The sequence below is a fragment of the Brevundimonas sp. genome (genome assembly GCF_035935935.1).
In the GTDB taxonomy this organism is placed as follows: domain Bacteria; phylum Pseudomonadota; class Alphaproteobacteria; order Caulobacterales; family Caulobacteraceae; genus Brevundimonas.
Window position 1 is genome coordinate 1 of sequence record NZ_DASYWO010000007.1, and the last position, 24615, is coordinate 24615.

The 24615-nt window shown below is 71.5% G+C and carries 20 protein-coding genes and 1 pseudogene; 10 read left to right on the top strand and 11 right to left on the bottom strand.

Going from position 1 to position 24615, the window contains the following annotated elements:
- Both VGR32_RS08000 and VGR32_RS08005 read right to left on the bottom strand, forming a co-directional pair.
- Window positions 1-233 (bottom strand): annotated as a pseudogene (locus VGR32_RS08000) (hypothetical protein); the annotation flags it as partial.
- Window positions 234-330: 97 nt separating this feature from the next.
- Entirely contained in the window at window positions 331-990 is a 660-nt protein-coding gene (locus VGR32_RS08005; RefSeq protein ID WP_327449695.1) for an acylneuraminate cytidylyltransferase family protein, read from the bottom strand.
- 77 nt (window positions 991-1067) lie between these two features.
- Here VGR32_RS08005 and VGR32_RS08010 point away from each other — a divergent pair, with 77 nt between their 5' ends.
- The 4 genes from VGR32_RS08010 to VGR32_RS08025 are packed head-to-tail and all read left to right on the top strand — an operon-like array spanning window position 1068 to window position 6075.
- The gene (locus VGR32_RS08010) at window positions 1068-1847 is read left to right on the top strand and encodes an ABC transporter permease (protein ID WP_327449696.1); all 780 of its coding nucleotides are present in this window, start codon (window positions 1068-1070) and stop codon (window positions 1845-1847) included.
- Between the two features lie 24 nt (window positions 1848-1871).
- Window positions 1872-3050 (top strand): chain-length determining protein, encoded by a 1179-nt coding sequence (locus VGR32_RS08015; protein WP_327449697.1) that lies wholly within the window; start codon window positions 1872-1874, stop codon window positions 3048-3050.
- The gene (locus VGR32_RS08020) at window positions 3047-3724 is read left to right on the top strand and encodes an ABC transporter ATP-binding protein (protein WP_327449698.1); all 678 of its coding nucleotides are present in this window, start codon (window positions 3047-3049) and stop codon (window positions 3722-3724) included. Before VGR32_RS08015 ends, VGR32_RS08020 begins: the two co-directional genes overlap by 4 nt.
- Window positions 3721-6075 carry a glycosyltransferase gene (locus VGR32_RS08025; RefSeq protein ID WP_327449699.1) on the top strand — a complete coding sequence of 785 codons (2355 nt, stop codon included), beginning with the start codon at window positions 3721-3723 and terminating at the stop codon, window positions 6073-6075. Before VGR32_RS08020 ends, VGR32_RS08025 begins: the two co-directional genes overlap by 4 nt.
- A gap of 7 nt (window positions 6076-6082) precedes the next feature.
- Here VGR32_RS08025 and VGR32_RS08030 read toward each other — a convergent pair whose 3' ends face one another.
- The gene (locus tag VGR32_RS08030; protein ID WP_327449700.1) at window positions 6083-10141 is read right to left on the bottom strand and encodes a M10 family metallopeptidase C-terminal domain-containing protein; all 4059 of its coding nucleotides are present in this window, start codon (window positions 10139-10141) and stop codon (window positions 6083-6085) included.
- Window positions 10142-10264: 123 nt separating this feature from the next.
- Between VGR32_RS08030 and argB the strand changes: the two genes are divergently transcribed.
- The 3 genes from argB to dapD are packed head-to-tail and all read left to right on the top strand — an operon-like array spanning window position 10265 to window position 12695.
- Window positions 10265-11191 carry an acetylglutamate kinase gene (argB, locus tag VGR32_RS08035; RefSeq protein ID WP_327449701.1) on the top strand — a complete coding sequence of 309 codons (927 nt, stop codon included), beginning with the start codon at window positions 10265-10267 and terminating at the stop codon, window positions 11189-11191.
- Window positions 11188-11847, top strand: coding sequence for a pyrimidine 5'-nucleotidase (locus VGR32_RS08040; RefSeq protein ID WP_327449702.1), 660 nt, complete (start codon window positions 11188-11190; stop codon window positions 11845-11847). Before argB ends, VGR32_RS08040 begins: the two co-directional genes overlap by 4 nt.
- On the top strand, window positions 11844-12695 hold the full coding sequence (gene dapD / locus VGR32_RS08045) for a 2,3,4,5-tetrahydropyridine-2,6-dicarboxylate N-succinyltransferase (RefSeq protein WP_327449703.1): 852 nt from the start codon (window positions 11844-11846) through the stop codon (window positions 12693-12695). The genes VGR32_RS08040 and dapD overlap by 4 nt, the downstream gene beginning before the upstream one ends.
- 15 nt (window positions 12696-12710) lie before the next feature.
- On the opposite strand, the gene fba is transcribed toward dapD, so the two are convergent.
- The 7 genes from fba to VGR32_RS08080 all read right to left on the bottom strand — a co-directional run bounded on the left by fba (window position 12711) and on the right by VGR32_RS08080 (window position 20040).
- On the bottom strand, window positions 12711-13796 hold the full coding sequence (gene fba, locus VGR32_RS08050; protein WP_327449704.1) for a class II fructose-bisphosphate aldolase: 1086 nt from the start codon (window positions 13794-13796) through the stop codon (window positions 12711-12713).
- Window positions 13797-13901: 105 nt separating this feature from the next.
- Window positions 13902-15098, bottom strand: coding sequence for a phosphoglycerate kinase (locus tag VGR32_RS08055; RefSeq protein ID WP_327449705.1), 1197 nt, complete (start codon window positions 15096-15098; stop codon window positions 13902-13904).
- The gene (locus tag VGR32_RS08060) at window positions 15095-15403 is read right to left on the bottom strand and encodes a hypothetical protein (RefSeq protein ID WP_327449706.1); all 309 of its coding nucleotides are present in this window, start codon (window positions 15401-15403) and stop codon (window positions 15095-15097) included. Before VGR32_RS08060 ends, VGR32_RS08055 begins: the two co-directional genes overlap by 4 nt.
- Window positions 15400-16407: a type I glyceraldehyde-3-phosphate dehydrogenase gene (gene gap / locus VGR32_RS08065; RefSeq protein ID WP_327449707.1), complete on the bottom strand. Its 1008-nt coding sequence runs from the start codon at window positions 16405-16407 to the stop codon at window positions 15400-15402. The genes VGR32_RS08060 and gap overlap by 4 nt, the downstream gene beginning before the upstream one ends.
- A gap of 104 nt (window positions 16408-16511) precedes the next feature.
- Window positions 16512-17804: a S41 family peptidase gene (locus VGR32_RS08070; RefSeq protein ID WP_327449708.1), complete on the bottom strand. Its 1293-nt coding sequence runs from the start codon at window positions 17802-17804 to the stop codon at window positions 16512-16514.
- Entirely contained in the window at window positions 17804-19336 is a 1533-nt protein-coding gene (locus VGR32_RS08075) for an ATP-binding protein (protein ID WP_327449709.1), read from the bottom strand. The genes VGR32_RS08070 and VGR32_RS08075 overlap by 1 nt, the downstream gene beginning before the upstream one ends.
- On the bottom strand, window positions 19333-20040 hold the full coding sequence (locus tag VGR32_RS08080; RefSeq protein WP_327449710.1) for a response regulator: 708 nt from the start codon (window positions 20038-20040) through the stop codon (window positions 19333-19335). The genes VGR32_RS08075 and VGR32_RS08080 overlap by 4 nt, the downstream gene beginning before the upstream one ends.
- Window positions 20041-20169: 129 nt before the next feature.
- Between VGR32_RS08080 and VGR32_RS08085 the strand changes: the two genes are divergently transcribed.
- From VGR32_RS08085 to VGR32_RS08095, 3 genes are read left to right on the top strand one after another with little or no spacing between them, the layout of a single operon-like run.
- Window positions 20170-20901: a hypothetical protein gene (locus VGR32_RS08085; RefSeq protein ID WP_327449711.1), complete on the top strand. Its 732-nt coding sequence runs from the start codon at window positions 20170-20172 to the stop codon at window positions 20899-20901.
- Window positions 20902-20956: 55 nt separating this feature from the next.
- On the top strand, window positions 20957-22201 hold the full coding sequence (locus VGR32_RS08090; RefSeq protein WP_327449712.1) for a S41 family peptidase: 1245 nt from the start codon (window positions 20957-20959) through the stop codon (window positions 22199-22201).
- Window positions 22198-23424 (top strand): S41 family peptidase, encoded by a 1227-nt coding sequence (locus VGR32_RS08095; RefSeq protein WP_327449713.1) that lies wholly within the window; start codon window positions 22198-22200, stop codon window positions 23422-23424. The genes VGR32_RS08090 and VGR32_RS08095 overlap by 4 nt, the downstream gene beginning before the upstream one ends.
- On the opposite strand, the gene purT is transcribed toward VGR32_RS08095, so the two are convergent.
- Window positions 23421-24614 carry a formate-dependent phosphoribosylglycinamide formyltransferase gene (gene purT, locus VGR32_RS08100; protein WP_327449714.1) on the bottom strand — a complete coding sequence of 398 codons (1194 nt, stop codon included), beginning with the start codon at window positions 24612-24614 and terminating at the stop codon, window positions 23421-23423. The genes VGR32_RS08095 and purT overlap by 4 nt on opposite strands.
- Window position 24615 lies beyond the last annotated feature (1 nt).

Sequence of the window (24615 nt, forward strand, 5' to 3'; positions counted from 1 at the left end):
CAGTCGTCCGACGTTTCGAACTCGAACTCCGGACCCGTGCCGTCGAACGCGAACGCCGAGACGTTCTCCGCCTTGTGCCAGCCCGCGTCGATCGCGCCGTACCAGCCCAGCGGATCCGCCGAAGCCGCGCCGGCCGACAGCGCCATGGCGGCGGCGGCGCCGGACGCCAGATAAATACCCTTGAGACGCATCGGAAATCCCTCAGCCCTGTTCACGATATGTGCGGCGGACATGCCGCCTCACGGGTTGCATAACAGCGCGAACGGCCACGGTCGAGCCAGAACGGCGCCGCTTCGGTTTAGGCGGGCGACCGTGGTTCCGCGGCCACGCTCACGCCTGCCGCGCGAGCAGGGCCGCCTCGCAGGCCGCGAACTCCTCGGCCGTGTCCACGTCCCACGCCCGGTCTGCGGGCAGATCGACCGCAAGACAGCCGGGTACGCGGAAGGTCCCGGCGGGCAGCACGACCTCGGGGCGCCCGACGTAGACGGCGCCGGTGATGATCCGCAGATTCCCGGCTTCGGCGCCGGCGTCTTCCAGCGTTCGGTCTCTGCGAACCCCATAGAAGCCGGCGGGTTTGGGCAGGGGCGAGACTGCGATCGCGGCCGGGGCGTCCGCGTCGCGACACGCCTGCACCACCCGATCGACGTCCTCCGCCGTGCGCAGCGGCGACGTCGGCTGCAGCAGGACGACCCGGCTCCAGCTTCCCCCCACGCCCTCCAGCGCGTGCGAGACGGCGTCCATGACCGAGGCGTCGGCGCCGCTGAGACCGGCCGGGCGCATGAACGGCGGCGGCAAACCCATGCCGGCGGCCACGGCCGCGACGGCCGGGTCGTCGGTGGACACCACGATGCGGTCCAGCGTCGTGGCCGCCAGCGCCGCCTCCAGCGTCCAGGCGACCATCGGCCGGCCGGCCATCGGCCGCACGTTCTTGCCCGGCAGTCGCGTGGAGCCCGCCCGGGCCGGTATGATCGCGATCGTTCCGCCGCTCATGTCGCTGACGTGCCCGGCGACCGGTCGCCCGTCAACGGCCGCTTGCGCGTGCCGACGCGGCCCCGCATCGTGCCGGCGTGAGTTCGGTGCGCGCCCTGCAGTCCCATTCCCGCGTCGTCGGCGCCCTGATGATGCGTGAACTCATCACCCGCTTCGGGCGGGACGGCCTCGGCTTCCTGTGGCTGGTGGGCGAGCCCCTGCTGTTCTGCCTCGGCGTCCTCGGCCTGTGGGCGCTGATCCGCCCGGAGTACGAGCATGGGGTGCGGCTGGGGCCGATGGTCATGACGGGCTACATGGCGCTCCTGCTGCTGCGGCATCAGATCGGCTGGAGCCTGAATGCGCTGTCCGCCAATCACGGGCTGCTGATGCACCGCGGCGTGGCCGTGCTGCACCTCTATGTGGCGCGCAACATGCTGGAGTTCGTCGGCGCGACCGCGGCCTTCGCCGTCGTCTACGTGTTGCTCGCCGCACTGGGTCAGGTCGGCGCGCCGCAGGACTGGGCGTTGCTCTACGGCGGCTGGGGTCTTCTGGGTCTGATGGGCTTCGGCCTGGCGCTGATCTTCGCGGGGCTGGCACAGCGGTTCGCGGTGATGGAGCGGATCGTCCCGCTGCTGACCTACGCCATGATCCCGGTCTCCGGCGCCTTCTTCATGGTGTCCTGGCTGCCGCCCGCGGTGCAGGAGGCCGTGCTCTGGATACCCCTGCCGCACGCGGTGGAGATGCTGCGCGCGGGCGTCTTCGGCGAATTCGTGGAAACCCACTGGAATCCCGTCTATGCCTCGGTCTGGAGCGGGATCCTGATCCTTCTGGGTCTGGCCCTCACCGCCGGCGCCCGCGACCGGCTCGAGACGGAGTAGGGCGCGGCCCTGATGGCGGACCCCATGAGCGACCCCGAACGCCCCGCCCCGGTGACCGGCCTGTTCCCGCGCATGGAGGCCGCGCGTCGCCGCGCGCGCCTGCCGTTCGCCGACCGCCCGCTTCCCTGGGGCTTCCTTGCGGTCGTGGTTCTGCCGACGCTGATCGCGGCGGTCTATTTTCTTCTGATCGCCTCGCCCCGCTACGTTTCTGAGGCACGCTTCATCGTGCGCGCGGGCCAGCAGCCGACGCCGGGCGCCGTCGGGCTGGCGCTTCAGGGCGTGGGGCTGGCGCCGGCCCAGACGGACGCGTTCGCCGTCCACGACTGGATGCGGTCGCGCGACGCCGTCGTCGAACTTCGCGACCGGGCACGGCTTGAGGCGGTGCTGGGCGCGCCGGGCGCCGACCCCTTCTCGCGCTGGCCGCGCCCGGGCGAGGGCCGCTCCGTCGAGGGCCTGCACAAGGCCTTCCGCCGGTTCGTGACCGTCGGCTACGACTCCACGACCGGCATCAGCGTGTTGCGCGTCGAGGCCTATCGCCCGGAAGATGCCCGGCGGCTGGCCGAAAGCCTGCTGGGCGGCGGCGAGCGGCTGGTCAACCGGCTGAACGAACGCGCCGCGGCCGACGCCGTGGCCGAGGCGACGCGCGCTGTGGACGAGGCCGAGGCCCGTCTGGCGCTGGCGTCCACCCGCCTGACGGGCTTCCGCAATCGCCAGCGCTTCATCGATCCGCAGGGGCAGGCCGAAGCGGGCGGCCAGGTCATCGTGGCCCTGACCACCCAGCTGGCCACCCTGCGCGCCGACCGCGCCCAGCTGGCCGCCGAGGCCCCGCAGAGTCCGCAGCTTCCCAGCCTCGACGGCCGCATCCGCGCGCTGGAGCGGCAGATCGCCGCCGAGCGCGCCAAGATCGCCGGCGCCGCCGACAGCCTCGCGCCACAGGTCTCGGCCTATGAGGATCTGGTCCTTGAGCGCCAGTTCGCCGATCGCCAGCTGGCCGAGGCGACCACCGCCCTCGTCGAGGCCCGGCAGGAGGCGCGACGCCAATCGCTGTATCTCGAACGGATCGCGGGACCGCTGGCGGCGGACGAGGCGACGCGGCCGCGTCGCTGGCGCTCCATCCTGATCGTCCTCCTGTCCGCCCTGCTGATCTGGGGCGTCGGCCGACTGCTGGTTCTGGGCCTGCGCGAGCACAGGCAGGCGGCATGAAGGCGGTCGCGACTTCTTCCGGTCTGTCGGTGCGCGGCCTTGCCAAGTCGTGGCCCAGGGCGACGCGGCCGGTGTTCGCCGATCTGGACTTCGATCTGGCGCGAAACGGCCGTCTGGCCGTGCTCGGCCGCAACGGTCAGGGCAAGTCCACGCTGATCCGCATCCTCGGCGGCGCATGGACCCCCACGCGCGGCACGGTCCGGTGGAACATGCGACCGTCATGGCCGATCGGCTTCGGCGGGGGGTTCCAGGGCAGCCTGTCGGGCATGGACAACGTCCGCTTCCTGTCGCGGCTGTACGACCGCCCCTTCGATCAGACCCTGGAACGGGTGGAGGCCTTCGCCGAGCTAGGCGTCGAGGCGATGCGGCGGCCGGTCAAGCACTGGTCCGACGGCATGCGGGCCCGGCTGGCGTTCGGCCTGTCGCTGGCCGTGGAGTTCGACTGCTACCTGATCGACGAGGTCGTGGCGGTGGGCGACGCCCGCTTCCAGGAGAAATGCCGGGTCGAGCTGTTCGACCGGCGCGCCGACCGCGCTTTCATCATGGCTTCGCACGACGACCGGCTGATCCGCGACCACTGCGACCGCGCTCTGGTCATCGAGGACGGCAAGGGGCGGGTGTTCGAGGACGTCGGCGAGGCGCTGGACGTCTACGCGTGGCTGAGGGCGGCGTGAGCGACGGGCTGGGCGACCGCATCGCGGCGGCCGACGCGGCCCGCGACGCCCGCGCCTGGAAGCGCGCCGCCCGGCTGTACGGCGCCGCGCTCGAGCTGGACCCGGCGCGGGACGACCTGTGGATCCAGCGCGGGCACGCGCTGAAGGAGTCCGGCGACTTCGACGCTGCGGAAGAGTCGTATCGCCGTGCCCTGGACCTGAGGCCGACCGTCGCCGACAGCTGGATGCAGCTGGGCCATCTGATGTCGCTCCGCGACCGCGTCGACGCGGCGGCCGAGGCCTATGCCCGGGCCGTGGCGCGGGACACGACGATGACCGACGCCGTGCAGGGTCTGCGCGCCGCCGTGGCGCGGGGCGCCGTTCTTCCGGACGAACTGCGACGCGAGACGGCCCGCGCCCTTCGGCCTCCGTCCCGGCGCACGCGGCTGATGTCGGCGGATGCGACGGCCCTCGCCCGCGTGTTCGGCGAGGCGCTGGACGCGCTCGGCGACGACGCGCCGAGCGACGCCGTCGAGGCGGTTCGCGCCGGGCTCGCGGCGCTGCCCGCACTCTCGCCCCCGGAGGCCGAAGGTCCCGTCGCGGTCTTCGACGTCTCGGACCTCATCGGCTACTTCGCCCATTCGCGCCTGCCCACGGGCATCCAGCGGGTCCAGATCGAGGTCCTGTCGGCGCTCCTGACGGACCCGGCCACCGAGCCGCGTTGCCGGGTCTGCGCCTTCGAGGAATCCCGGGACGCGTGGGTGGAAATCCCCCCGGATCTCTTTCTGGACGTCGCCGGAGCCGCGCTGGAGGGTGCCGATCTCGCCGAGGCGGGCTGGCGCGTGCGGCTGGACGCCGTGCGCACCGAGCTGACGCTGGCGCCGACGCTGGCTTTCCCGCCGGGCGCCTGGCTGATCAACCTCGGCACGTCGTGGTGGCTGCAGAACTACTTCCTGAAGGTCCGCGAGGCGAAGCGCCGCTTCGGCGTGCGCTACGTGCCCTTCGTCCACGACATGATTCCCGTCATGGCGCCGGAGCACTGCGTCCAGCCGCTGGTGCGCGATTTCGTCAGCTGGGCCCTCGGCGTCTTCGCCCACGCCGACGCCTTCCTGACCAACTCCGAGGCGTCGCGGGACGATCTCATGTCCGTCGCCGCCCGTCTTGGGGTCGACGTCACCGCGGATCGGGTCCGCGTCGTCCGTCTGGACGCCGACTTCCGCAAGGCCGGCGCCACTTCGGCGTCCGACGACGCGGTGCTGGAGCGCAATAGACTGACGCCGGGCGGCTTCATGCTTTTCGTTTCGACCCTCGAGTCGCGGAAGAACCACGTCGAGGTGCTGGCCGCCCTGCAGCGCATGCTGGCGAGCCATGGACCGCAGCGCACGCCGAAGCTCGTCTGCGTCGGCGGCAGGGGGTGGCTGAACGACGCCGTGTTCGCGCGCCTGCGGTCCGATCCGGCGCTCGCGCGTCACGTCGTCATCCTCTCGGGCGTGCCCGACGCGGACCTCGACCGGCTCTACCGCAGCTGCCTCTTCACCCTGTATCCCAGTCTCTACGAAGGCTGGGGCCTGCCAGTCACGGAAGCGCTGTGTCACGGCAAGGTCGTGCTGGCCTCCAACCGGTCGTCGGTGCCGGAAGCCGGCGGCGATCTGGCGGTCTATTTCCAGCCCGGCGATCTGAACGGCCTGACGGAGGCGATGGAGCGCCTGACCTTCGACGGCGACTGGCGCGAGCTGCTGGAGCGCCGGATCCGCGATCGTTTCCGTCCGCGACCGTGGGCGGAGCTGGGCGGGGACATGCTGGCGGCCGTGGACGGCTGGGCGACGGGCGACGACGCGGCGGGACAGGGCTGGCCGCTTGCCTTGGCCGGCCGTCTCCACCGTCTCGGACGGTCGATGGCGCTGGGCATCGGGCGTGGGGATCGCGCCGACGAAATCTTCCGCGAGGGGGCAGGCTGGGCCCCGCCCGAGCCGTGGGGCTGCCGCGCGCGCAGCGGCGCCGAACTGGTCTTCCGCATCGACCTGGCCGAGGGCACGCCCTTGCGCCTGCACGTCGGGCTGCATGCGCCGGGCGAGGGACGGGCCTGCGAACTTCGGCTGGCCGACGATCGTGCATGGGCGGGCCACGTGCTGGGCAGCGCGGTCCGCTGGGTGGTGCTGGAGGCGGCCGCGCCCGGCCCCGACAAGCCGATCCGCCTGAGTTTCGCCGCCGCGCCGGACGGGCGGCCGCCCCATCCCGGCGAGCGGGTCGACGTCGGCGTGATCGGCTTCATGGCCTGCGCCGCGGACGACCTGTCGGCGCGCGCCGACTTCCAGGCCGGAATTGCTTCGGGCGGCTGGGGTCTCCAGCCGCCCGAAGGGCTTCAGGCCTGATCCGTCGTCACTGGAAGGCGTCGTGGGCCGGCAGCTGATGCCAGCTGTCCTCGGCCTCGAAGCCGACCGGCTTCGACGGGTCCGGGGTCAGGGCGGCCAGCGCGTCCTGCAGGGCCAGTTCGGCGGGCGAGGCGCCGAAGAGGCCGTCGAGGTCCAGCCCGGCTTCGGTCGGCAGCACCTGCGGCCCTTCCGGCTTCAGCGTGAGCGGCAGGAAATCGTCCACGCCCAGGCCGACCGGTTCGGCGGCCAGTTCGACGCCGGCAAGACGCGCCGAAAGACCGGTCCACTCGCGCGTGGCTTCGGCCGCCGGCAGCGGCAGGAAGGCGTCGTCGTCCAGGGTCGGCAGGACCTGGGGGCCGGTCTCCTTGGCCGCGTCGGCGTCCGGCGTCGGTCCGGGCAGAACCTGCGGACCCGCCTCCTTGGCCGACGCGCCGTCGTCCTCCAGCGCCGGCAGGACCTGAGCCCCGTCGTCCTTCCCGCCGGAAGCTTCGACCTCCAGACCCGGCAGCACCTGCGGTCCGGCGTCCTTCCCGCCGCCGGCGTCGGCGTCGGCCGGCACGGTCTGGGGCGCGTCACCGTCGTCGTCCTTTGCGTCCGTAGCCGGCAGGACCTGCGGGCCGGCATCGTCCTGGACGGGAGATTCCTGCGGCGCCGCCGCCGGGCCCGAAGTCGTGATGCCCCCGACCAGCGACGGCAGCACGATCGCGCGGTGTTCGGCGGATTCCGAGAACTCGACGATCATCTGGGCGCGGGTGATGGTTCCCGCGTTAAGGCCGGAAACATAGGCGGCCAGCCCGCCCGCGTCGGAAGCGCGGTTCAGCGCGGTCTGGTACAGCTTCTCGACGAACTGGCTGTTCGTCAGGCCGCCGTACATCGCCTGGCCCTCGCTGGAGGCGAGGAAGGCGGTGGCGACCGCCAGCAGGCTGCTGGTGGTGCCGATCGCCGGCGCCCAGGTCGCCAGCTCGGACACGCTGGCGAAGCGGTTGAACACCGTGTCGGCCAGACGGGCCACGGCTTCCGCATTGTTGTCGCCGACCCAAAGGCCGTTCGACAGCGTCGACCAGCTGATCGCCCGGTGCTCCGCGGATTCGGCGAAGATCAGCATCAGAGCCTCGCGGCTGCCGCCGTTGTTGAGGAAGGCCAGCCAGTCGTTGATCTCGCTGTTGGACGGCGCGCGGTTCAGGGCGTTGGCGTACAGCCGCTGGACGTACTGCGTGTCGTTCAGCGCGCCGAAGCGGATGGTGAACTCGTCCGACTGGAGGAAGCGACGCGCCATTTCCGAGAAGGTCACGCCGCTCTCGATGGCGTCGAGCTGGATGTGGAAGCCCAGGGCGTCCGGCTCGCGGTCGAAGGCGGCCGAGTACAGGCGCATCAGCTGCGCGGCCTGGCTGTCGGCGTTGAACGTCACCAGACCGTCGACGAAGGCGGCCGCCTCGATGCCCGTCAGGGAGTCGGTGCCCTCGTTCGGGCTGACGACCGTCGTGGAGTTCACCGTCGCATAGGCCTTGCGCGCTCCGGCGTAGCCGGCGAGGTCGTAGCCGATGCCGCCACTGATGACGTCGTTGCCGGCGCCGCCCGTGATGACGTCGTTGCCGTCGCCGCCGTTCAGCGCGTCGACGCCGGTCCCGCCGAACAGCTGGTCGTCGCCCGCCTCGCCGTTCAGCGTGGAGCCGACCTGCGTCAGGGGAACCGCGGTGGCCTGCGGGTTGGAGACGTGCAGCGTGTAGGTCGAGCCTGCGGTCAGCGACTGATAGGTGAAGGTGCCGTCGGGCAGGTTCGAGGCCCAGCGCGCGACTTCGATGTAATAGGTCCCGCCCAGAGGCAGGTTCACGGTCAGCCCGGCCTCGAAATTGGAGCCCGCGTCCGTGGTGGAGTCGTCGTTCCGGGCGATCTCGTTGCCGAGAGAGTCCCGGATGATGAGGACGCTGTCGAAGCTGGCCGCGTCGATGTCGATCGTGACCTGACCGGCGTTGTTGACCGTGATGGCATAGAACTCGGTCGTGCCTCCGGACGCCGTCGCCACCACCGTGGCATGCGGCACGGTCGTGGAGTTCACGATGGCGGGGTTCGACATCAGGTCATAGGCCGTCGTCGAGGAGATCGCGACCGCCGCTCCGGTCGAGCTGTTGACCGTGGTCGAAGGCTTGGTGACGTCAGCTCCGCCGCCGCCGATGCCGGGCGCCCCCGCGTAGAGTCGGTCGTTCCCGCCGCCGCCGTTGAGCACGTCGACGCCGCCGCCGCCGCGGATGACGTCCGCGCCGCCCGAGCCGGTGAGCACGTCGGCGAAGGTGCTGCCTCGCACCTCCTCGATGCTGGTGAGGGTGTCGCTCCCCGCCGCGCCGCTCGCAGTGCCCGCCGCCAGCGACACGGTGACCGAGCCGGAGGCCCCGCCATAGTCGGCCACGTCCTGACCGTTGCCCCCGTTCAGCGCGTCGTCGCCTAGGCCGCCGACCAGCAGGTCGTCGCCTTCGCCACCGTTCAGGGCGTCGTTGCCGGACCCCCCGTCCAGATAGTCATTGCCGTCCAGACCGTTGATGGTGTCGTTGCCCGCCAGACCGCCCAGATTGTCCGCGAGCGCGGTCCCGGTCATGACGTCGTCGGTGGGGTCGCCCGCAACGGTCAGGCCGCCGGTCGGCGCGGCCGCGATCGTCTGGTCGGCGAACTGCAGGAACTCGACGTTGGTGATGGTGTCGGTCCCGTCAGGCCCGACGACCGTTCCGATCTGGCCGTTCCACGTGATGGTGTACTGGCTGCGATTGCCCGAGAACACGACCGTGTCGGAACCCAGACCGCCGTCGATCGCGTCGTTGCCGCCGCCGCCGGTGAGGCGATTGTTGGCCGAGTTGCCGCGAATCTGATCGGCGCCCGAGCCGCCCACCGCGTTTTCGATGACCGCGCCCATGCCGATCGCCACGTTGCCGATCAGGGCGCCGACGCTGGAGAACGCGCCCTGACGCAGGTCGATCACCTGGTTCTGCGAGTAGCCGGAGAAGTCGAACGTGTCCGTGCCGCCCGCGTCCCAGACGGCGAAGATCACGAGGCTGGCCGAGCTGGTGGCGCTGAACCAGGCGCGGTCGGCGTTCGAATTGAAGCCGTAGGTGGTGTCGCCCGTGCGGGTGGTCATGTTGGCGCCGTACAGCCGTTGGGCCGCCGCGATGTCGTCCAGAAGCGGGACGGCGGAATAGTAGCGCGTGCCCGTGCCGTTGACCCGGTGCTCGCCGCCGGTGAGTTCGGCATTGAAGTAGCTCATCAGCGAGTACTGGCGGCTGTCTTCGAAATAGATCGCGTGCTCGGCGTAGGTGATGGAAACCCCCGGCCCGGCGTTGTACGCCGCCGGGTGCGACAGTCCGATGGCGTGGCCTATCTCGTGCGTCAGGACCTGGTAGCCGTAGTTCAGCAGCACGGGGGTCGAGTTGTAGGACAAGCTGCTGTTCACCCAGACGTCGCCCTGCTGGTACTGCGACCCGCGCGCAAGGGTGCTCTGGGCGGCAGAAGCGGGCAGGTAGGCGAAGGCGGCCGCACCTTCCGAGCCCGTGGCGTAGTTTCCGAACAGGATGGCGGCATTGTTCGACGCCGAATACTCGCTGCCGACGTCCTGAACCCGCTGGAACACGATGTTGGCGACGTCGGACCACGACTGGAGCGCCAGCAGCGTCGCCGTGATCTGCGCGGCGTTGAAGTTGGAGTAGCCGGCCGTGTCGCTCGGCATCGTTTGGCTCGTGCCGTTCGTGCCCGGCTGCGAGCCGCGGAATGCGAAGGTCACCGTCGTGGCTTGGCCGATCGCCGCAGCCCAGGTGGTGTTGGAGCGGGTGATCTGGGCGCCGGCATCGGCCGGATTCAGGGATGGCTTGCCGTTCGGGCCCGATCCGCCGCGGTCGTCCGCGTTGACGATGACGCCCTGTGAGCCGTCGCCCGTGGCGTCGGTCGCGCCGTGGAACCGGCCGCAGCCTGCGCACAGGCCGTAGCTGGAAATCGCGCCGAACCCGTAGTCGGGCTGACCTTCGCCCTCCACGAACGGCGACGTGCGAACGGGGGCCTCACGGCCCGAGGAGAAGGCGTCGAACATGGTGACCCACCCGGCATGGAATTATGTCTGGAGAACACCGTATCCGAGAACGGCGGAACCACAAGCGAGACCGTTGCGGTTCCGCGCCTTCCTAAGGCCGCGCGGGTCCGCTATGGGCGCGCCATGGACGAGATCGAACGCCAGTCCGGAGAGCGGGGTTGGGCCACGGCCAGGACCCTGGCGGAGGCGCTGCCCTACATTCAGGTCTATGACCGCGAGACCGTGGTCATCAAATACGGCGGCCACGCCATGGGCGATTCCGCCGTGGCGAAGCAGTTCGCCGCCGACGTCGTCCTGCTGAAGCTGATGGGCGTGAACCCCGTCGTGGTCCACGGCGGCGGCCCGCAGATCAGCGCCATGCTGGACAAGGCGGGGGTGAAGTCCGCCTTCGTGGACGGGCTGCGGGTCACCGACGCCGACACCATGCAGGTCGCCGAAATGGTCCTGTCGGGCGCGGTCAACAAGGAGATCGCCCACTGGATCACCGTGGCGGGCAAGGAGGCCGACGTGCGCGGCATCGGCCTGTCCGGCAAGGACGCGGGCCTGCTGACGGTCGAGAAGACCCGCCGCACCAAGCGTGATCCCGACAGCATGATCGAGCACGAAGTCGATCTGGGCTACGTCGGCGAGCCGACCGAGGTGGACCCGAAACTGATCACGCGCCTGCTGGAATCCGACGCGGACTGGGTTCCCGTCGTGGCCCCGATCGGCGTGTCGGAGGACGGCCAGACCTACAACGTCAACGCCGACACCGTGGCCGGGGCGCTCGCGGGCCGGCTGGCGGCCAAGCGCATGCTGCTGCTGACCGACGTGGAGGGCGTCAAGGACGCGAACGGCGACATCATCCGCCAGATGACGATCGGCGAGGCGTCGCGCCTGATCGAGGAGGGCGTGGCCACCGGCGGCATGATCCCCAAGCTGCAGACCGCCATGGCCGCGGTTCGCGCAGGGGTCGAGGCGGTGGTCATCCTGGACGGCCGCCGTCCTCACGCCATGCTGGTCGAACTGTTCACCGAGACGGGCGCCGGCACCCTGGTGAAGGCCGGATGACCGATCTTCGTCAGGTCACGGCCTGGGTCTTCGACATGGACGACACCCTGTATCCGCGCGAGCAGGGCGTGATGCGGCTGGTGCAGGAGCGGATCAACGCCTTCATGATGGCCGCCGTGGGCCTGCCGCAGGACGAGGCGCGCGCGCTGCAGCTGCAGTTCCTGAACGAGCACGGCACGACGCTGGCCGGGCTGATGGCCAACTATGCGGTCGACCCCCAAGCCTTCTTGCAGGATGTGCACGACGTGCCTCTGGATACGCTGGAGCCCAGCCCGGAGCTGTGCGACCTGCTGACCCGTCTGCCGGGCCGCAAGTTCGTCCTGACGAACGGGGCCCGGATGCACGCGGACCGCGTGCTTGCCCGGATCGGCGTCTCCGCCTGTTTCGACGGCGTCTTCTGCATCGAGGACATGGATCTGGTGCCCAAGCCCGCGCCGGCCACCTTCCGCCGCTTCCTCGACGCCTTCGGGGTCGACCCGCACGCGGCCGCCTTCTTCGAGGACACGCCCCGCAATCTGATGCCGGCCAAGGCGCTGGGCATGACCACCGTCCTGATCGGCGACGGGCACGGTCATGAGGTCGGCGACTGGGTGGATCACCGCGCCGACCGCCTTCTGGACTTCCTCCGACCCCTCGCCCTCAGGGACGCCGCATGACCGACCATCTGGAATCCGTGATCGAAGCCGCGTGGGAGGACCGGGCCAACGTCTCGGCCGCCACCCACGGCGAGGTGCGCGATGCCGTCGACCAGGCGCTGGAGATGCTGGATTCCGGCCGCGCCCGCGTCGCCTCGCGCGGCGCCGACGGCGCGTGGACGACCCATCAGTGGCTGAAGAAGGCGGTGCTGCTGTCCTTCCGCCTCAACGACAACGTCCTTATGCGCGCCGGCGACCGCGGGCCGAACAGCGGGGCGCCGGGCGTCGGGCCCTACTGGGACAAGGTGCCCAACAAGTTCGGCGACATGACGCCGACGGAGTTCCAGCACGCCGGCTTCCGCGCCGTGCCGGGCGCGATCGTCCGCAGGGGCGCGCACATCGCGAAGAACGTCGTGCTGATGCCCAGCTTCGTGAACATCGGCGCCTTCGTCGACGAAGGCTCGATGGTGGACGCGTGGGCCACGGTCGGGTCCTGCGCCCAGATCGGCAAGAACGTGCACCTGTCCGGCGGCGCCGGGATCGGCGGGGTTCTGGAGCCGCTGCAGGCCAACCCGACCATCATCGAGGACGGCTGCTTCATCGGCGCCCGCGCGGAGGTGGCCGAGGGCGTCATCGTGCGTGAGGGCGCCGTGCTCGCCATGGGCGTCTATCTGTCGGGATCGACGAAAATCGTCGACCGCGCGACCGGCGAGGTCTTCCGCGGCGAGGTGCCCGCGTATTCGGTCGTCGTGCCGGGTTCTCTGCCCGATCCCAACGGCGGGCCGTCGCTCTATTGCGCGGTCATCGTCAAGCGCGTCGACGCCCAGACGCGGGCCAAGACCGGCGTCAACGAGCTGCTGCGCGACTGACGCCGGCGTGCGGCCTCAGGCCGCGACGGCCGAGGCCTTGCCGAAGTGCGGGTCCAGTTCGCCGGCGGCGTAGCGCCTGGCCATCTGGGCGGTCGACAGCGGCTTGATCCTGTCGGCCATGCCCTCGCAGCCGAACTCCTGGAAGCGCTGCATGCAGACCTTGCGCATGGCCTCCTTGGCGGGCTTCAGATAGGCGCGCGGGTCGAACTCGCCCGGCTTCTCGGCCAGCACCTTCCGGATGGCCCCGGTGATGGCCATGCGGTTGTCGGTGTCGATGTTGATCTTGCGCACGCCGTGCTTGATGCCGCGCTGGATCTCCTCGACCGGCACGCCCCAGGTCTGTGGCATCTGGCCGCCGTACTGGTTGATGATGTCCTGCAGGTCCTGCGGCACCGAGGACGAGCCGTGCATCACCAGATGGGTGTCCGGCAGGCGGCGGTGGATCTCCTCGATCACGTTCATGGCCAGCACGGCGCCGTCGGGCTTGCGTGAAAACTTGTAGGCGCCGTGGCTGGTGCCCATGGCGATCGCCAGGGCGTCGACCTTGGTCTCGCGCACGAAGTCGACCGCCTGATCCGGGTCGGTCAGCAGGGCGGAGTGATCCAGCTTGCCCTCGAAGCCGTGGCCGTCCTCGGCCTCGCCCATGCCGGTTTCCAGCGAGCCCAGCACGCCCAGCTCGCCCTCGACCGAGACGCCGCAGCTGTGCGCCATCTGGACCACGCGGCGGGTCACGTCGACGTTGTACTCATAGCTGGCGGGGGTCTTGGCGTCCTCTTCCAGCGAACCGTCCATCATCACCGAGGTGAAGCCGTACTGGATCGCCGTGGCGCAGGTCGCCGGGCCGTTGCCGTGGTCCTGGTGCATGCAAACCGGGATGTGCGGATACAGCTCCGTCAGGGCGTCGATCAGGCGGGCCAGCACCACGTCGTTGGCGTAGGACCGCGCCCCGCGCGAGGCCTGGATGATCACCGGCGCGTTGACGGCCTCGGCCGCCTCCATGATCGCCAGGCCCTGCTCCATGTTGTTGATGTTGTAGGCGGGCAGGCCGTAGTCGTTCTCGGCGGCGTGATCGAGCAACTGGCGCAGGGTGATGCGGGCCATCGCGGGCGTCTCCTGAAGTCTTGTTTTGCCCAGCCTCTAACGCCCTCGCGCGCCGAAGTCACGCAATGTAACACCCTTGGAACGGGGCAGCCGCCGGGTGTGGCCTCAGGCGCGCAGGGCCTCGACGCCCGGCAGGGCCTTGCCTTCCATCCATTCGAGGAAGGCGCCGCCGGCGGTTGAGACGAACGTCATGTCGTCCGCGACGCCCGCGTGGTTCAGCGCCGCGACGGTGTCGCCGCCGCCGCCGACGGCGGTCAGGGCGCCGGCCTTGGCGCGCCCGGCCACGTGCTTCGCCACGGCCACGGTCGCCGCGTCGAACGGCGGCACCTCGAACACGCCCAGCGGGCCGTTCCAGATCAGGGTTTTCGACGCGTCGATCGCGGCGGTCAGCCGGGCGACGGAGCCGGGGCCGGCGTCCAGAATCTTGTCTTCGTCCGACAGGGCGTCGCCTGCGTTGACCGTGCGGGCCTCGGCGCCCGGCTTCACCTCGGTCGCCACGACCAGATCGATGGGCAGCAGGATCTCGCAGCCCTTGGCCTCGGCCTCGGCCAGGATTTCGCGGGCCGTGTCGGCCATGTCGCGCTCGGCCAGGCTGCCGCCGACGTCCACGCCCTGCGCGAACAGGAAGGTGTTGGCCATCCCGCCGCCGATGGCCAGCCGGTCCAACTTGCCGACCAGGTTCTTCAGCAGGTCCAGCTTGGTCGAGACCTTGGCCCCGCCGACGATGCCGATCACCGGCTTGACCGGATTGCCCAGCGCCGCGTCCAGCGCCTCAAGCTCCCGCCGCATGCTTTCCCCGGCATAGGCGGACAGCAGGCGCGCCAGCCCTTCGGTCGAGGCGTGGGCGCGGTGCGCGGCCGAGAAGGCGTCGTTGACGTAGAGGTCGCCCACCTCCGCCAGCTGGGCGGCGAAGGCCGGATCGTTCGTCTCCTCGCCCGCGTGGAAGCGGACGTTCTCCAGCAGGATCACCCCGCCCGCGTCCAGCTCCGCGACCGCCGACTTCGCCGTGTCCCCCACGCAGTCGTCGGCGAACCGCACCGGCGCGCCCAGCAGGTCGGACAGCGGCTGCACGACGGGCTTCAGGCTCATCTCCGGCACGACCTTGCCCTTGGGCCGGTCGAAATGCGCCAGCAGCGCCACCCTGGCTCCCGCGTCCCGCAGCCGCTGGATCGTCGGCAGGGCCGCGCGCAGCCGCGTGTCGTCGGCGACCTTGCCTCCTTCCATCGGCACGTTGAAGTCCACCCGCACCAGCGCGGTCTTGCCGGCGAGATCGGAGGCGTCGTCGAGGGTGCGGAAGGTCATGCGTCGTGGCGCCTGTAGAGAGTGCTGGAATCTATTGGATCGACGACCTCGACGATCTCGCCGGTAAGCAGAAACTCGCTGGGTTCTGCGTCGAGGAAGGGGGAAATGTTTGTGCTTACGTGTTCCCACTCCGCGCCGATGTCGCGACCAGCAGCGACATTGAACGAGCGGTGCACGCGCCCATCTTCGAGTACCAAAAGAGTGAGCAGGCCATCACGCGCTTCAAGGAGCTTGACGAGTGCTGCGCCTCGACCGGGCACAAACGCGCCTTCGCCTTGCTCCTGATAGCGGTCGTCCGAAGTCACAGGAACTTCGCCATCTCCAGCGCGGTGTCGCTCATCCGCGTCGCGAAGCCCCATTCGTTGTCGTACCAGCTCAGCACGCGGGCCAGCTTGCCGTCGACGACCTGGGTCTGGGCCAGCGCCGCGGTGGACGAGGCGGAGACGTGGTTCAGGTCCATCGACACGACCGGGTCCAGGGTCGTGGCCAGAACGCCCTTCATCGGGCCGTCGGCGGCGGCCTGAAGCGCCTTGTTGATCTCGTCGGCGGTGACTTCGCGGCCGGCGACGACCTTCAGATCCACGACCGACACGTTCGGCGTCGGCACGCGGATGGACGATCCGTCCAGCTTGCCCTTCAGCTCCGGCAGCACCAGGCCCAGCGCCTTGGCGGCCCCCGTCGAGGTCGGGATCATGGACAGGCCGGCGGCGCGGGCGCGGTAGAGGTCCTTGTGCATCGTGTCCAGCGTCGGCTGGTCGCCGGTGTAGGCGTGGATCGTGGTCATGTAGCCGCGCTCGATCCCGAACAGGTCGTGCAGCACCTTGGCCACCGGGGCCAGCGCGTTGGTGGTGCAGCTGCCGTTCGACACGATCACGTCGTCGGCGGTCAGGGTCTCGTGGTTGACCTTGAAGACGATGGTCTTGTCGGCGTTCTCGCCGGGCGCCGAGATCAGCACGCGCTTTGCCCCGGCTTTCAGGTGCGCCTCGGCCTTGTCGCGCGCGGTGAAGATGCCGGTGCACTCGAACGCGATGTCCACGTTCAGGTCCCTGTGCGGCAGGTTCGCGGGATCGCGCTCGGCCGTGACCTTGATCTTGCCCAGGCCGACGTCGATCCAGTCCTCGCCCGAGGTGACCGTGCCGGGGAAGCGGCCGTGGACGCTGTCGTACTTCAGCAGGTGGGCGTTGGTGGCCACCGGACCCAGGTCGTTGATCGCCACCACCTCGACGTCGCGGCGGCCGTGCTCGACGATCGAGCGCAGGACGAGACGGCCGATGCGGCCGAAGCCGTTGATGGCGACGCGGACGGTCATGGTGGGGGCTCCCGAGGCTTGAGTGTTCGTTGGGCGCCTCAATGGAACCGGCGCGCCCGGGGATCAACCCCGGACGCGTAACAAGGCGTGATCGAGTGTTTCGCTCAGGGCGTTCGCCGGAAGCGCGGACCCGATCCGCCCGGACCCGCGACGTCGAAGCCGCCCACGCCGCCGTCCGCGTTGCGGAAAAAGGTCACCCGCGTGCCCGGATCGCCGGCTCGGCTGAACACGTCGTCGCCCAGCGGAACCAGCGTCAGGGGCGGCCGACGTCCGCGCGTCGCCAGCAGCCGCCCGTCCTGTGCCGTCACCGTCCACTCGCCGTAGCCGCCGACGTAGGGAGCCAGGTCGACGGCGACCGGCGCCGTCCGCAGGGCCTGCGCCGCCCATCGGGCATCGGTCCGCGCGGGGTCCTTCTGCACGATGGCGTCCAGCGCCAGCAGGTGCGCGGTCTCCAGCGCCCGGTCCCAGGGCGTCGCGACGTCCGGCACGACGCCGGTCCCTTCCCAGTTGCCGCCCGTCAGCGGGTTTCGGGGAGAGCCGCCGGAGACGAACACCGCGAACCGGCCGCCGACCGGCACCATGCCGCCGGGGTTGGCCGCGCCGCCCGAGGCCTCGCCTACGATCGTCGCCCGATCCGCCGCCTGCAGGGTGTAGGGGAAGGCTTCGCCCGCCGAGCCCGTCCGCCCGCTGGTCAGGACGTAGACCGGCACGTCCAGCCGCGGCGCGGGATGAAACGCCTCCGGCGCCTCGCGCTCCGTGCCGTCCCGGCTGTGGAAGACGTTGTACACGTCCCGGTCCGGCCCGACGAAGGCGCTGACCAGATAGCCGACCATCGACGGCGCACCGCCGCCGTTGTCGCGCAGGTCGATGATCACCGCGTCGGTCCCCGACAGGAAGTCCAGCACCGCATCCGCCCGCTTCCGCGCGGGATCGTCAGGGTCGCCGAAGAAGATGTCGGCGAACGACTTCATCTCCACATAGCCGACGTTGCCCGGAAGAATGCGCACGTCGGTGAAGCCGAAGTTGCCCCGCACCATGCCCGGCGGCGGCGTGCGCGGGCCGGACGGAGCGGGGCCCTGCGGCCCGCCCGTGCGGGGCAGAGGCGGCGCCGTCTCGGACGCCTGCGGGTTCCAGGTCACGTTGAAGTGGGCGTCCTCCGGTTTCAGCCGCACCGTCAACGCCGTGGCCAGATCGCGCGGATCGGTCAGGGCGTCGAAAGCGCCCGACGCGGCCTCGGCTTCCAGTGCGTCGGCGATGCGGTCGCCCTTGGCGGGATCGAAGTAGACCTCTCGCACCGCGTTCGCGACGGCGGCCACCGTCTGGCGCGGCGGCGGCGCCTCCTGGGCCAGCGCGGGGCCGCCCCACATCAGGGCGCAGGCGACGATCAGGGCGCGCATCAGGACATCTCCTCGGAAAGCGGAAGCGTCAGTTCGGCGGTCAGGCCGCCTTCGGGCCGGGTGATCAGGACCACCTCGCCGCCGTGGGCGCGGGCGGCCTGGCGGGCGACGGTCAGGCCCAGTCCCGCGCCGCCGGTCTGGCGATTGCGGCTGGGCTCTGCGCGGTGGAACGGCTCGAACACCGCCTGAAGCTGGTCGTCGGGCAGGCCCGGTCCGTCGTCCTCGACCCGCACCGCGGCGCGGCCGTCGACCGCCGCCGTCGAAACCCGGGCGGACCCCGCATACTTCAGGGCGTTGGCGACCAGATTGGCCACCGCGCGCCGCACCGCCGTCGGATCGGCCCGCACCCGCAGTTCCGGTCCCGCCGTGAACGTCACGCCTTCGCCGGTTTCGGAGAAGCCGCGCGCGCAGTCGCCGGCCAGCGCCGTCAGGTCGAACGTCTCCACCCGTTCCGGCGGCGCCTCGCCGCGAACATAGGCCATGGCCTGGGCGATCAGGGCGTCCATCTCCTCCACGTCGGCGGCCATCCGGTCGCGCAAGGCGTCGGGCGCCTGTTCGGCGCGGAAGCGCAGGCGCGTCAGCGGCGTGCGCAGGTCATGCGCGATCGCCGCCACGGTCTGCGTGCGGCGGCGCATGTGATCGCGCAGACTGGCCTGCATGTCGTTGAAGGCGTGGATGGCGGTGCGCACCTCCGAGGGGCCCGAGGGCGTCAGCGGTTCCGCGTCCGGGTCCGCGCCCAGCCGCTCGGCCGCCGCCGCGAACACACGGATCGGCCGCGTCAGCCGGCGCGCCATCCACCAGACCAATGGGGCCAGCAGCAGCAGCGAGATCGCAAGCGCCAGCAACAGCCGCGACTGCCAGGGCGACAGCAGGCCCCGCGGCGGCTCCACCGTCGCCCAGCGTCCGTCCTCCAGCCGCAACGACGCCGAGAATGGCGCGAAGGTCAGGCGGTCGGTCGTCACGGTGAACTGCCGCACGCCGGACTCGTTCACGACCACGCGGCCGGGCGCCGGAGCGGGCGGCGCATCGGGCGTCCTCAGGCGCAAATCCACGCCCGTCGGGAGCGGGGGAGGGGGCGGTTCCGGCGGCGGCGCGGGCGGCGCGACGGACGCGCCGGGCGTCATCACGTAGACCGTGCTCTCCTCGACGCGGGCGCGGACGGGCGCCGGGCCCGGCATCCGCCGGTTGAAGGCGTGCCGTTCGCCGTCGATGCGCACCCGCACCTCTGAGGGCGCCGCGTCCAGCCGGTTGGCCAGGGCGGCCGCAAGCCCGGCCTCCAGGGGATCCGCAGGCCGGTCGTCGCCGGCGGTGACCGGGCGCGCATCCACCCGTCGCTGCAGCCGCTTGCCGTCGCTGGTGCGCGCGGGCCGACCTTCCAGAGCCGTCGCCGCCGCCTCCAGGCTGAAGCCGGCCGGCGGCGGGTCGGGCGACAGCAGCACGACGGCGAACGCCACGGCGTGCGACAGCGCGACCGCCGTCGCCGCCAGCGCCGCCACCTGGACGAAGACGGGCAGGGTGCCGGGCCGCCTCATCGCCGCGTCACCTTCGCGTCGAACCGATATCCTTCGCCCCGAAGGGTCTGGATGAGCTCCAGTCCGGAACCGTCGTCCAGCTTGCGGCGCAGCCGGCTGATCGAGACGTCCACCGCCCGGTCGAACACGTCGGCGTCCTGCCCCCGCGCCTTTTCCAGCAGCTGGTCCCGCGTCAGCACGCGCCCGGCGGACTCGGCGAAGGCGCGCAGCAGGGCGAACTCCCCCGCCGACAGCACCACCTCCTGCCCGTCCGGTCGGGTCAGCGACCGTCGCATCAGGTCCAGCCGCCAGCCGGCGAAGCCCAGAGCCGGTCCCTCGTCGCCCGGCTCCGCCTCCCGCGGGCGCCGCAGCACGGCCCGGATGCGGGCCAGCAGCTCGCGCGGATTGCACGGCTTGGGCAGATAATCGTCGGCCCCCAGCTCCAGCCCCACGATCCGGTCGGTGTCCTCGCCCATCGCCGACAGCATGACGATCGGGGGTCCGTTTCCGGCGAGCCGCCGCACGACGGACAGGCCGTCCTCGCCGGGCATCATCACGTCCAGCACGATCAGGTCGGGCCGCCGCGCCTGCAGCGCGCGGTCCATCTCGGCGGCCGACGCCGCGCCCTCGGCCTCATAGCCGTGGCGGGACAGATATTCGATCAGCACCTCGCGGATGCCGGGGTCGTCGTCGACCACGAGGACGTGCGCGGAAACGTCGGTCATCGGCGTCATCATGGCGGGGCTTCGCGGCGACGTCATTTCACCGGTGAAACAAATCCGGCCGGGGATGAAACACGCGCGCAAGCGGCGCATGGTGACCTGCCCTCATCGCGAACGCTCTCAGGACCCGCCATGCTGATCTCCCTGCCCCTCGCCGCCGCCCTCACGCTGGCCGTGCAGGACCCGCCGCCGCCGCCCGCGCCCCCGGCCCCTCCGGAGCGGGTGATGATCCGCATGCACGGCGGCCCCGGTCTGGACAAGGACGGGGACGGCTTCGTCACGCGCGACGAGTTCGCCGCGCCCATGACCGACCATTTCGGGCAGCTCGACAAGGACGGCGACGGCCGGCTTTCGACGGACGAACTGCAGGCCGGCGGCCCCGGCGAGCACGACGTCATGATCCGCCACGGCGGTCCGATGGTCTGGACCGGCGGTCCGATCGTCACCGGCGACGGCGAACGTCGGCACGTTTACGTCATGGGCGGTCCGGAAGGCGGCGAGACGGCCACCTGGACCAGCGAGGACGGCCGCGAGGTCCGCGTGGAGACGCGGATCATGCGGGGCGCCCCCGGCGCGCCGCCCCCGCCGCCGCATCCGCCCCATCCGCCGCACGCGCCCGGCGCGCCCGGCGCCCCCCATGTCTTCGTCCACACCGTGGGCGGACCCGACGGCGCCCTCGACGGTCCGGGGGATCTCGACGCGAACGGCGACGGTCGGGTGACCGAGGACGAGTTCCTCGCCCCGATGCGCGAAGGCTTCCGCAAGATGGACGCCGACGGGTCCGGCGCGCTGGAGGAGGGCGAGCGCGGCGGCGCCGACGTCCGCGTCTTCACCCGTCGCGCCCCGGCGCCGGCGGCCCGGTGAAGCCGTCTGCGGTCCCGCTTGCGGGCGGGGCCGCGCCGACTCTATCGTCCGGGCCATGAAGACCGGACGTCACGCGAATTCCATGCTCGGCGCCGCCCTGCTCGGGGCGGCGCTTCTCTGCGCGCCGATGGTCGCCGCGCAGGACGTGGCGGTCACGGCCGTCGCGGCGGCGGACCGCGCGTCGAGCTCCGACCGCGAGCGGATGAACGCCCGCGTCTTCGACCGCGTCTGGACCGAGGTGCGACGCGACTACTACGACCCCGCGCTGAAGGGCGTCGACTGGGACGCCGCGCGCGAGACGTGGCGGCCGCAGGCCCTGGCCGCCGAGGACGACGGCCAGCTCTATGCGGCGATCAACGGCATGCTCGACCTGCTGGACGACGCCCATGCCGCCGCCGCCTCGCCCGCCTCGGTGCGGCGCGCCGACGCCCAGCATCGCGACCGCGCCGTCATCGGCGTCACCGTCTCGCGCGAGGACGACGGCGGCTATCGCGTCCAGTCCGTCCGCGAAGGCTCGGCCGCGGCCGACGCGGGGGTGCAGATCGGCTGGCGCCTGGCCACCGACGCCGGAGGCTGGACCCCGGACCACGACGTGGTGGAAGGGACTCCCGTGCACGTCGTCTTTCAGGACGGGGAGGCACGACGCGCGTTCGACCTGATGCCGCGGGTGATGCCGCCGATCCCGGTCTTCGTCGCGGACCGGTCGCGCCCCGGCGTGCTGATCCTCAGCGCGCGCGCCTTCGATCCCGGCATGGGGCGCTGGATGGGCGAGGAGCTGCGCGACCTGCCGCCCGACGTCGACGTGGTGCTGGACCTGCGCGCCAACGCCGGCGGTCGCCTGTGGGAGGCCGAGGCCGTGCTCGGCTGCTTCCTGCCGCAGGGCGTGCCGTGGGCCTGGCAGACCGGCCGCGAGGCGCCCCGCCGTCTGCTGACGACGCGCGCGCCGTGCGGTGGACTGACCGCGCCGGTTCCCAACGATCTGGCCGTCCTCGTCGGTCCGGGCAGCCGTTCCGCCGCGGAGCTGACGCCCGCCGCCCTACAGGAGTCCGGCCGCGCCGTCATCGTGGGCGCCCCCACGTCCGGCGCCGTCCTGATTTCCCGGGACACCGATCTGCCGGACGGCGGACGCCTGACGCTCAGCCGCGCCGACTTCGTCACCGTGTCCGGGGTCAGGCTCGAAAAGGCCGGCGTCCGCCCCGACGTCGTCACGCCCACGTCGGACGCAGCGCTGGAGGCGGCGCTGGCCGCCCTGGCCGATCCGCCCGAGGCCGCCGCGGCCGGCGCGCGCGAGGCCCCATGATGCTGCGGCGTCTCGCGCCGGTCCTCGGCGCGCTCCTCCTGCTGGCCGGCTGCGCGCCGAACCTGCCCTTCGCGGTGGACGGCGTGGTCCCGCCCCCTGTGGCGGTCGCCGACGGCTCCGCAGAGCGGCGCGCCCTGAACGCCAGGGTCTACGACGCGGCCGTCGATCACGTGGCGCGCCACTACTATGACGGCGATCATCGCGGGGTGAACTGGGCGGGCGAGGCGGCGGCGCGCCGCGAGGCGACGGTTTCGGCGCCGACCGAGACCGACTTCTACGCCCGCATGCATCCGCTGTTCGATCTGCTGGACGATCGCCACACCAGCGTGACCTCGCCGGCGCGCCGCGCCGAGCTCCAGGCGACGCGACTGGGTCAGTCGGGCGCCGGCTTCGGCCTGTCCGCGACGCGGATCGGCGACGACTGGATCGTCACCCGCGTGCGGGCCGAAGGTCCGGCCCTCGCCGCCGGCGTCCAGGTGGGCTGGCGCATCGTCAGCGTGAACGGCCGGTCGGAGCTCACCGCCGTGACCCCCTCGCTCGGCCAGACCTACGCCTTCGTCTTCGAGGACGAGAACGGCGCCGTTCAGGCGCTGGACGTCACGGCCGCCGAACTTCCCGCGCGTCCGGTGCACGAGGCGACGCGGCGCGACGACGGCATCGTCGTGCTGCGCTTCGACCGGTTCGACGACGCTTCCGTGGCCTGGCTTGACGACCAGATCGCCGCGATGCGGGCCGATCCCCCGCGCGGCGTCGTGCTGGACGTGCGCGACAACGGCGGCGGCTTGCTGGCCTCTCTCGGCGAGATCGTGGCCATGCTGCACGAGGGACAGGTGGCCTACGCCCGCCAGAAGGGACGCTTCATCGACACCGAATACGTCACGCGTCCGCGCGCGACGGTCTGGACCGGGCCGGTCGCCATCCTGATCGGTCCCGCGTCCGGCAGCGCGTCCGAGCTTCTGGCGGCGCATTTTCAGGAGTACGACCGCGGCCCGGTGGTCGGTCAGACCAGCGCGGGGGCGGTGATCGGCTCCCGTTACGTCGAGTTGCCGGACGGCGGCGTGCTCTCGCTCAGCCTCAACATCATCCTGACGCCGCGCGAGCGACGGGATCTCGAGGGCGCGGGCGTGGTTCCCGACGTGGCGGTCGAACCGACGCTCGCCGACCGGCGGGCCGGTCGCGACGTGGTTCTGGAAGCCGCGGTCGCGGCGCTGCCGGCGGACTAGCGCGCGACGACCCGCACCTTCGACGCCGCCTCGCGCGCCCGTTCGCGGGCCTGCTCAGTCGTCTCGCCGCGCGCCGTGGCCACGCCCATGCGCCGACGCTCGAACGCCTCGGGCTTGCCGAACAGGCGCAGGTCGGCGGACGGAACGGCCAGCGCGTCTGCGACGCCCTCATAGGCCACCCCGACCGCGTCCACGCCGCCATAGATGACCGCGCTGGCGCCCACGTCGCGCCGGGTCACATCGATTGGCAGGCCCAGGATGGCGCGGGCATGCAGGGCGAACTCCGACTGCACCTGCGTGGCCAGCGTCACCAGGCCGGTGTCGTGCGGACGCGGCGACACCTCGCTGAACCAGACCTGGTCACCCTTCACGAACAGCTCGACGCCGAACACGCCCAGCCCGCCCAGCGCCGCCGTCACCTTGCCCGCGATCTCCTGCGAGGCGGCCAGCGCCGCCGACGACATCGCCTGCGGCTGCCAGCTCTCGACGTAGTCGCCCTTCACCTGCCGGTGCCCGATCGGGTCGCAGAAGTCGGTGACCACCTGCCCGTCGCGCATCGACCGGACGGTGAGCAGGGTGATCTCGAAGTCGAAGTCGATCCGGCCCTCTACGATGACGCGGGCCGTGTCCACGCGCCCGCCGGACTGGGCGTACGTCCAGGCGTTGCCGGCGTCCTCCAGCGCGTCGATCATCGACTGCCCCTTGCCCGACGAGGACATGACCGGCTTCACGAAGACCGGCAGGCCGATCCGGCGCGCCGCCTCCCTCAACTCCTCCGCCGACCCGGCGAAGGCGTAGGGGCTGGTCGCCAGCCCCAGCTCCTCGGCCGCCAGCCGGCGGATGCCCTCCCGGTTCATGGTCAGCTGCGTCGCCCGCGCCGTAGGGATCACCCTCGCCAGGCCGGCCGCCTCGATGTCGGCCAGGACTTCCGTGGCGATTGCCTCGATCTCCGGCACGATGATGTGCGGCGCCTCGGCCAGGACGACGCCGTTGAGCACCTGGGGATCCGTCATCGGGATCACGTGGCTGCGATGCGCCACCTGCATGGCCGGGGCGTTGGGGTAGCGGTCGACGGCGATCACCTCAGCGCCCAGCCGCTGGAGCTCGATGGCCACCTCCTTGCCCAGCTCGCCCGCCCCCAGCAGCATGACGCGCACGGCGGTGTCGGACAGGGGGGTGCCGAGTTTCATC

Bases quoted from the DNA above. Each gene is read 5' to 3' on its own strand.
- VGR32_RS08005 (WP_327449695.1), bottom strand. From the start codon at position 990: ATGAGCGGCGGAACGATCGCGATCATACCGGCCCGGGCGGGCTCCACG.
- VGR32_RS08015 (WP_327449697.1), top strand. From the start codon at position 1,872: ATGAGCGACCCCGAACGCCCCGCCCCGGTGACCGGCCTGTTCCCGCGC.
- VGR32_RS08020 (WP_327449698.1), top strand. From the start codon at position 3,047: ATGAAGGCGGTCGCGACTTCTTCCGGTCTGTCGGTGCGCGGCCTTGCC.
- VGR32_RS08030 (WP_327449700.1), bottom strand. From the start codon at position 10,141: ATGTTCGACGCCTTCTCCTCGGGCCGTGAGGCCCCCGTTCGCACGTCG.
- argB (WP_327449701.1), top strand. From the start codon at position 10,265: ATGGACGAGATCGAACGCCAGTCCGGAGAGCGGGGTTGGGCCACGGCC.
- VGR32_RS08040 (WP_327449702.1), top strand. From the start codon at position 11,188: ATGACCGATCTTCGTCAGGTCACGGCCTGGGTCTTCGACATGGACGAC.
- dapD (WP_327449703.1), top strand. From the start codon at position 11,844: ATGACCGACCATCTGGAATCCGTGATCGAAGCCGCGTGGGAGGACCGG.
- fba (WP_327449704.1), bottom strand. From the start codon at position 13,796: ATGGCCCGCATCACCCTGCGCCAGTTGCTCGATCACGCCGCCGAGAAC.
- VGR32_RS08055 (WP_327449705.1), bottom strand. From the start codon at position 15,098: ATGACCTTCCGCACCCTCGACGACGCCTCCGATCTCGCCGGCAAGACC.
- gap (WP_327449707.1), bottom strand. From the start codon at position 16,407: ATGACCGTCCGCGTCGCCATCAACGGCTTCGGCCGCATCGGCCGTCTC.
- VGR32_RS08070 (WP_327449708.1), bottom strand. From the start codon at position 17,804: ATGCGCGCCCTGATCGTCGCCTGCGCCCTGATGTGGGGCGGCCCCGCG.
- VGR32_RS08075 (WP_327449709.1), bottom strand. From the start codon at position 19,336: ATGAGGCGGCCCGGCACCCTGCCCGTCTTCGTCCAGGTGGCGGCGCTG.
- VGR32_RS08080 (WP_327449710.1), bottom strand. From the start codon at position 20,040: ATGACCGACGTTTCCGCGCACGTCCTCGTGGTCGACGACGACCCCGGC.
- VGR32_RS08085 (WP_327449711.1), top strand. From the start codon at position 20,170: ATGCTGATCTCCCTGCCCCTCGCCGCCGCCCTCACGCTGGCCGTGCAG.
- VGR32_RS08090 (WP_327449712.1), top strand. From the start codon at position 20,957: ATGAAGACCGGACGTCACGCGAATTCCATGCTCGGCGCCGCCCTGCTC.
- VGR32_RS08095 (WP_327449713.1), top strand. From the start codon at position 22,198: ATGATGCTGCGGCGTCTCGCGCCGGTCCTCGGCGCGCTCCTCCTGCTG.
- purT (WP_327449714.1), bottom strand. From the start codon at position 24,614: ATGAAACTCGGCACCCCCCTGTCCGACACCGCCGTGCGCGTCATGCTG.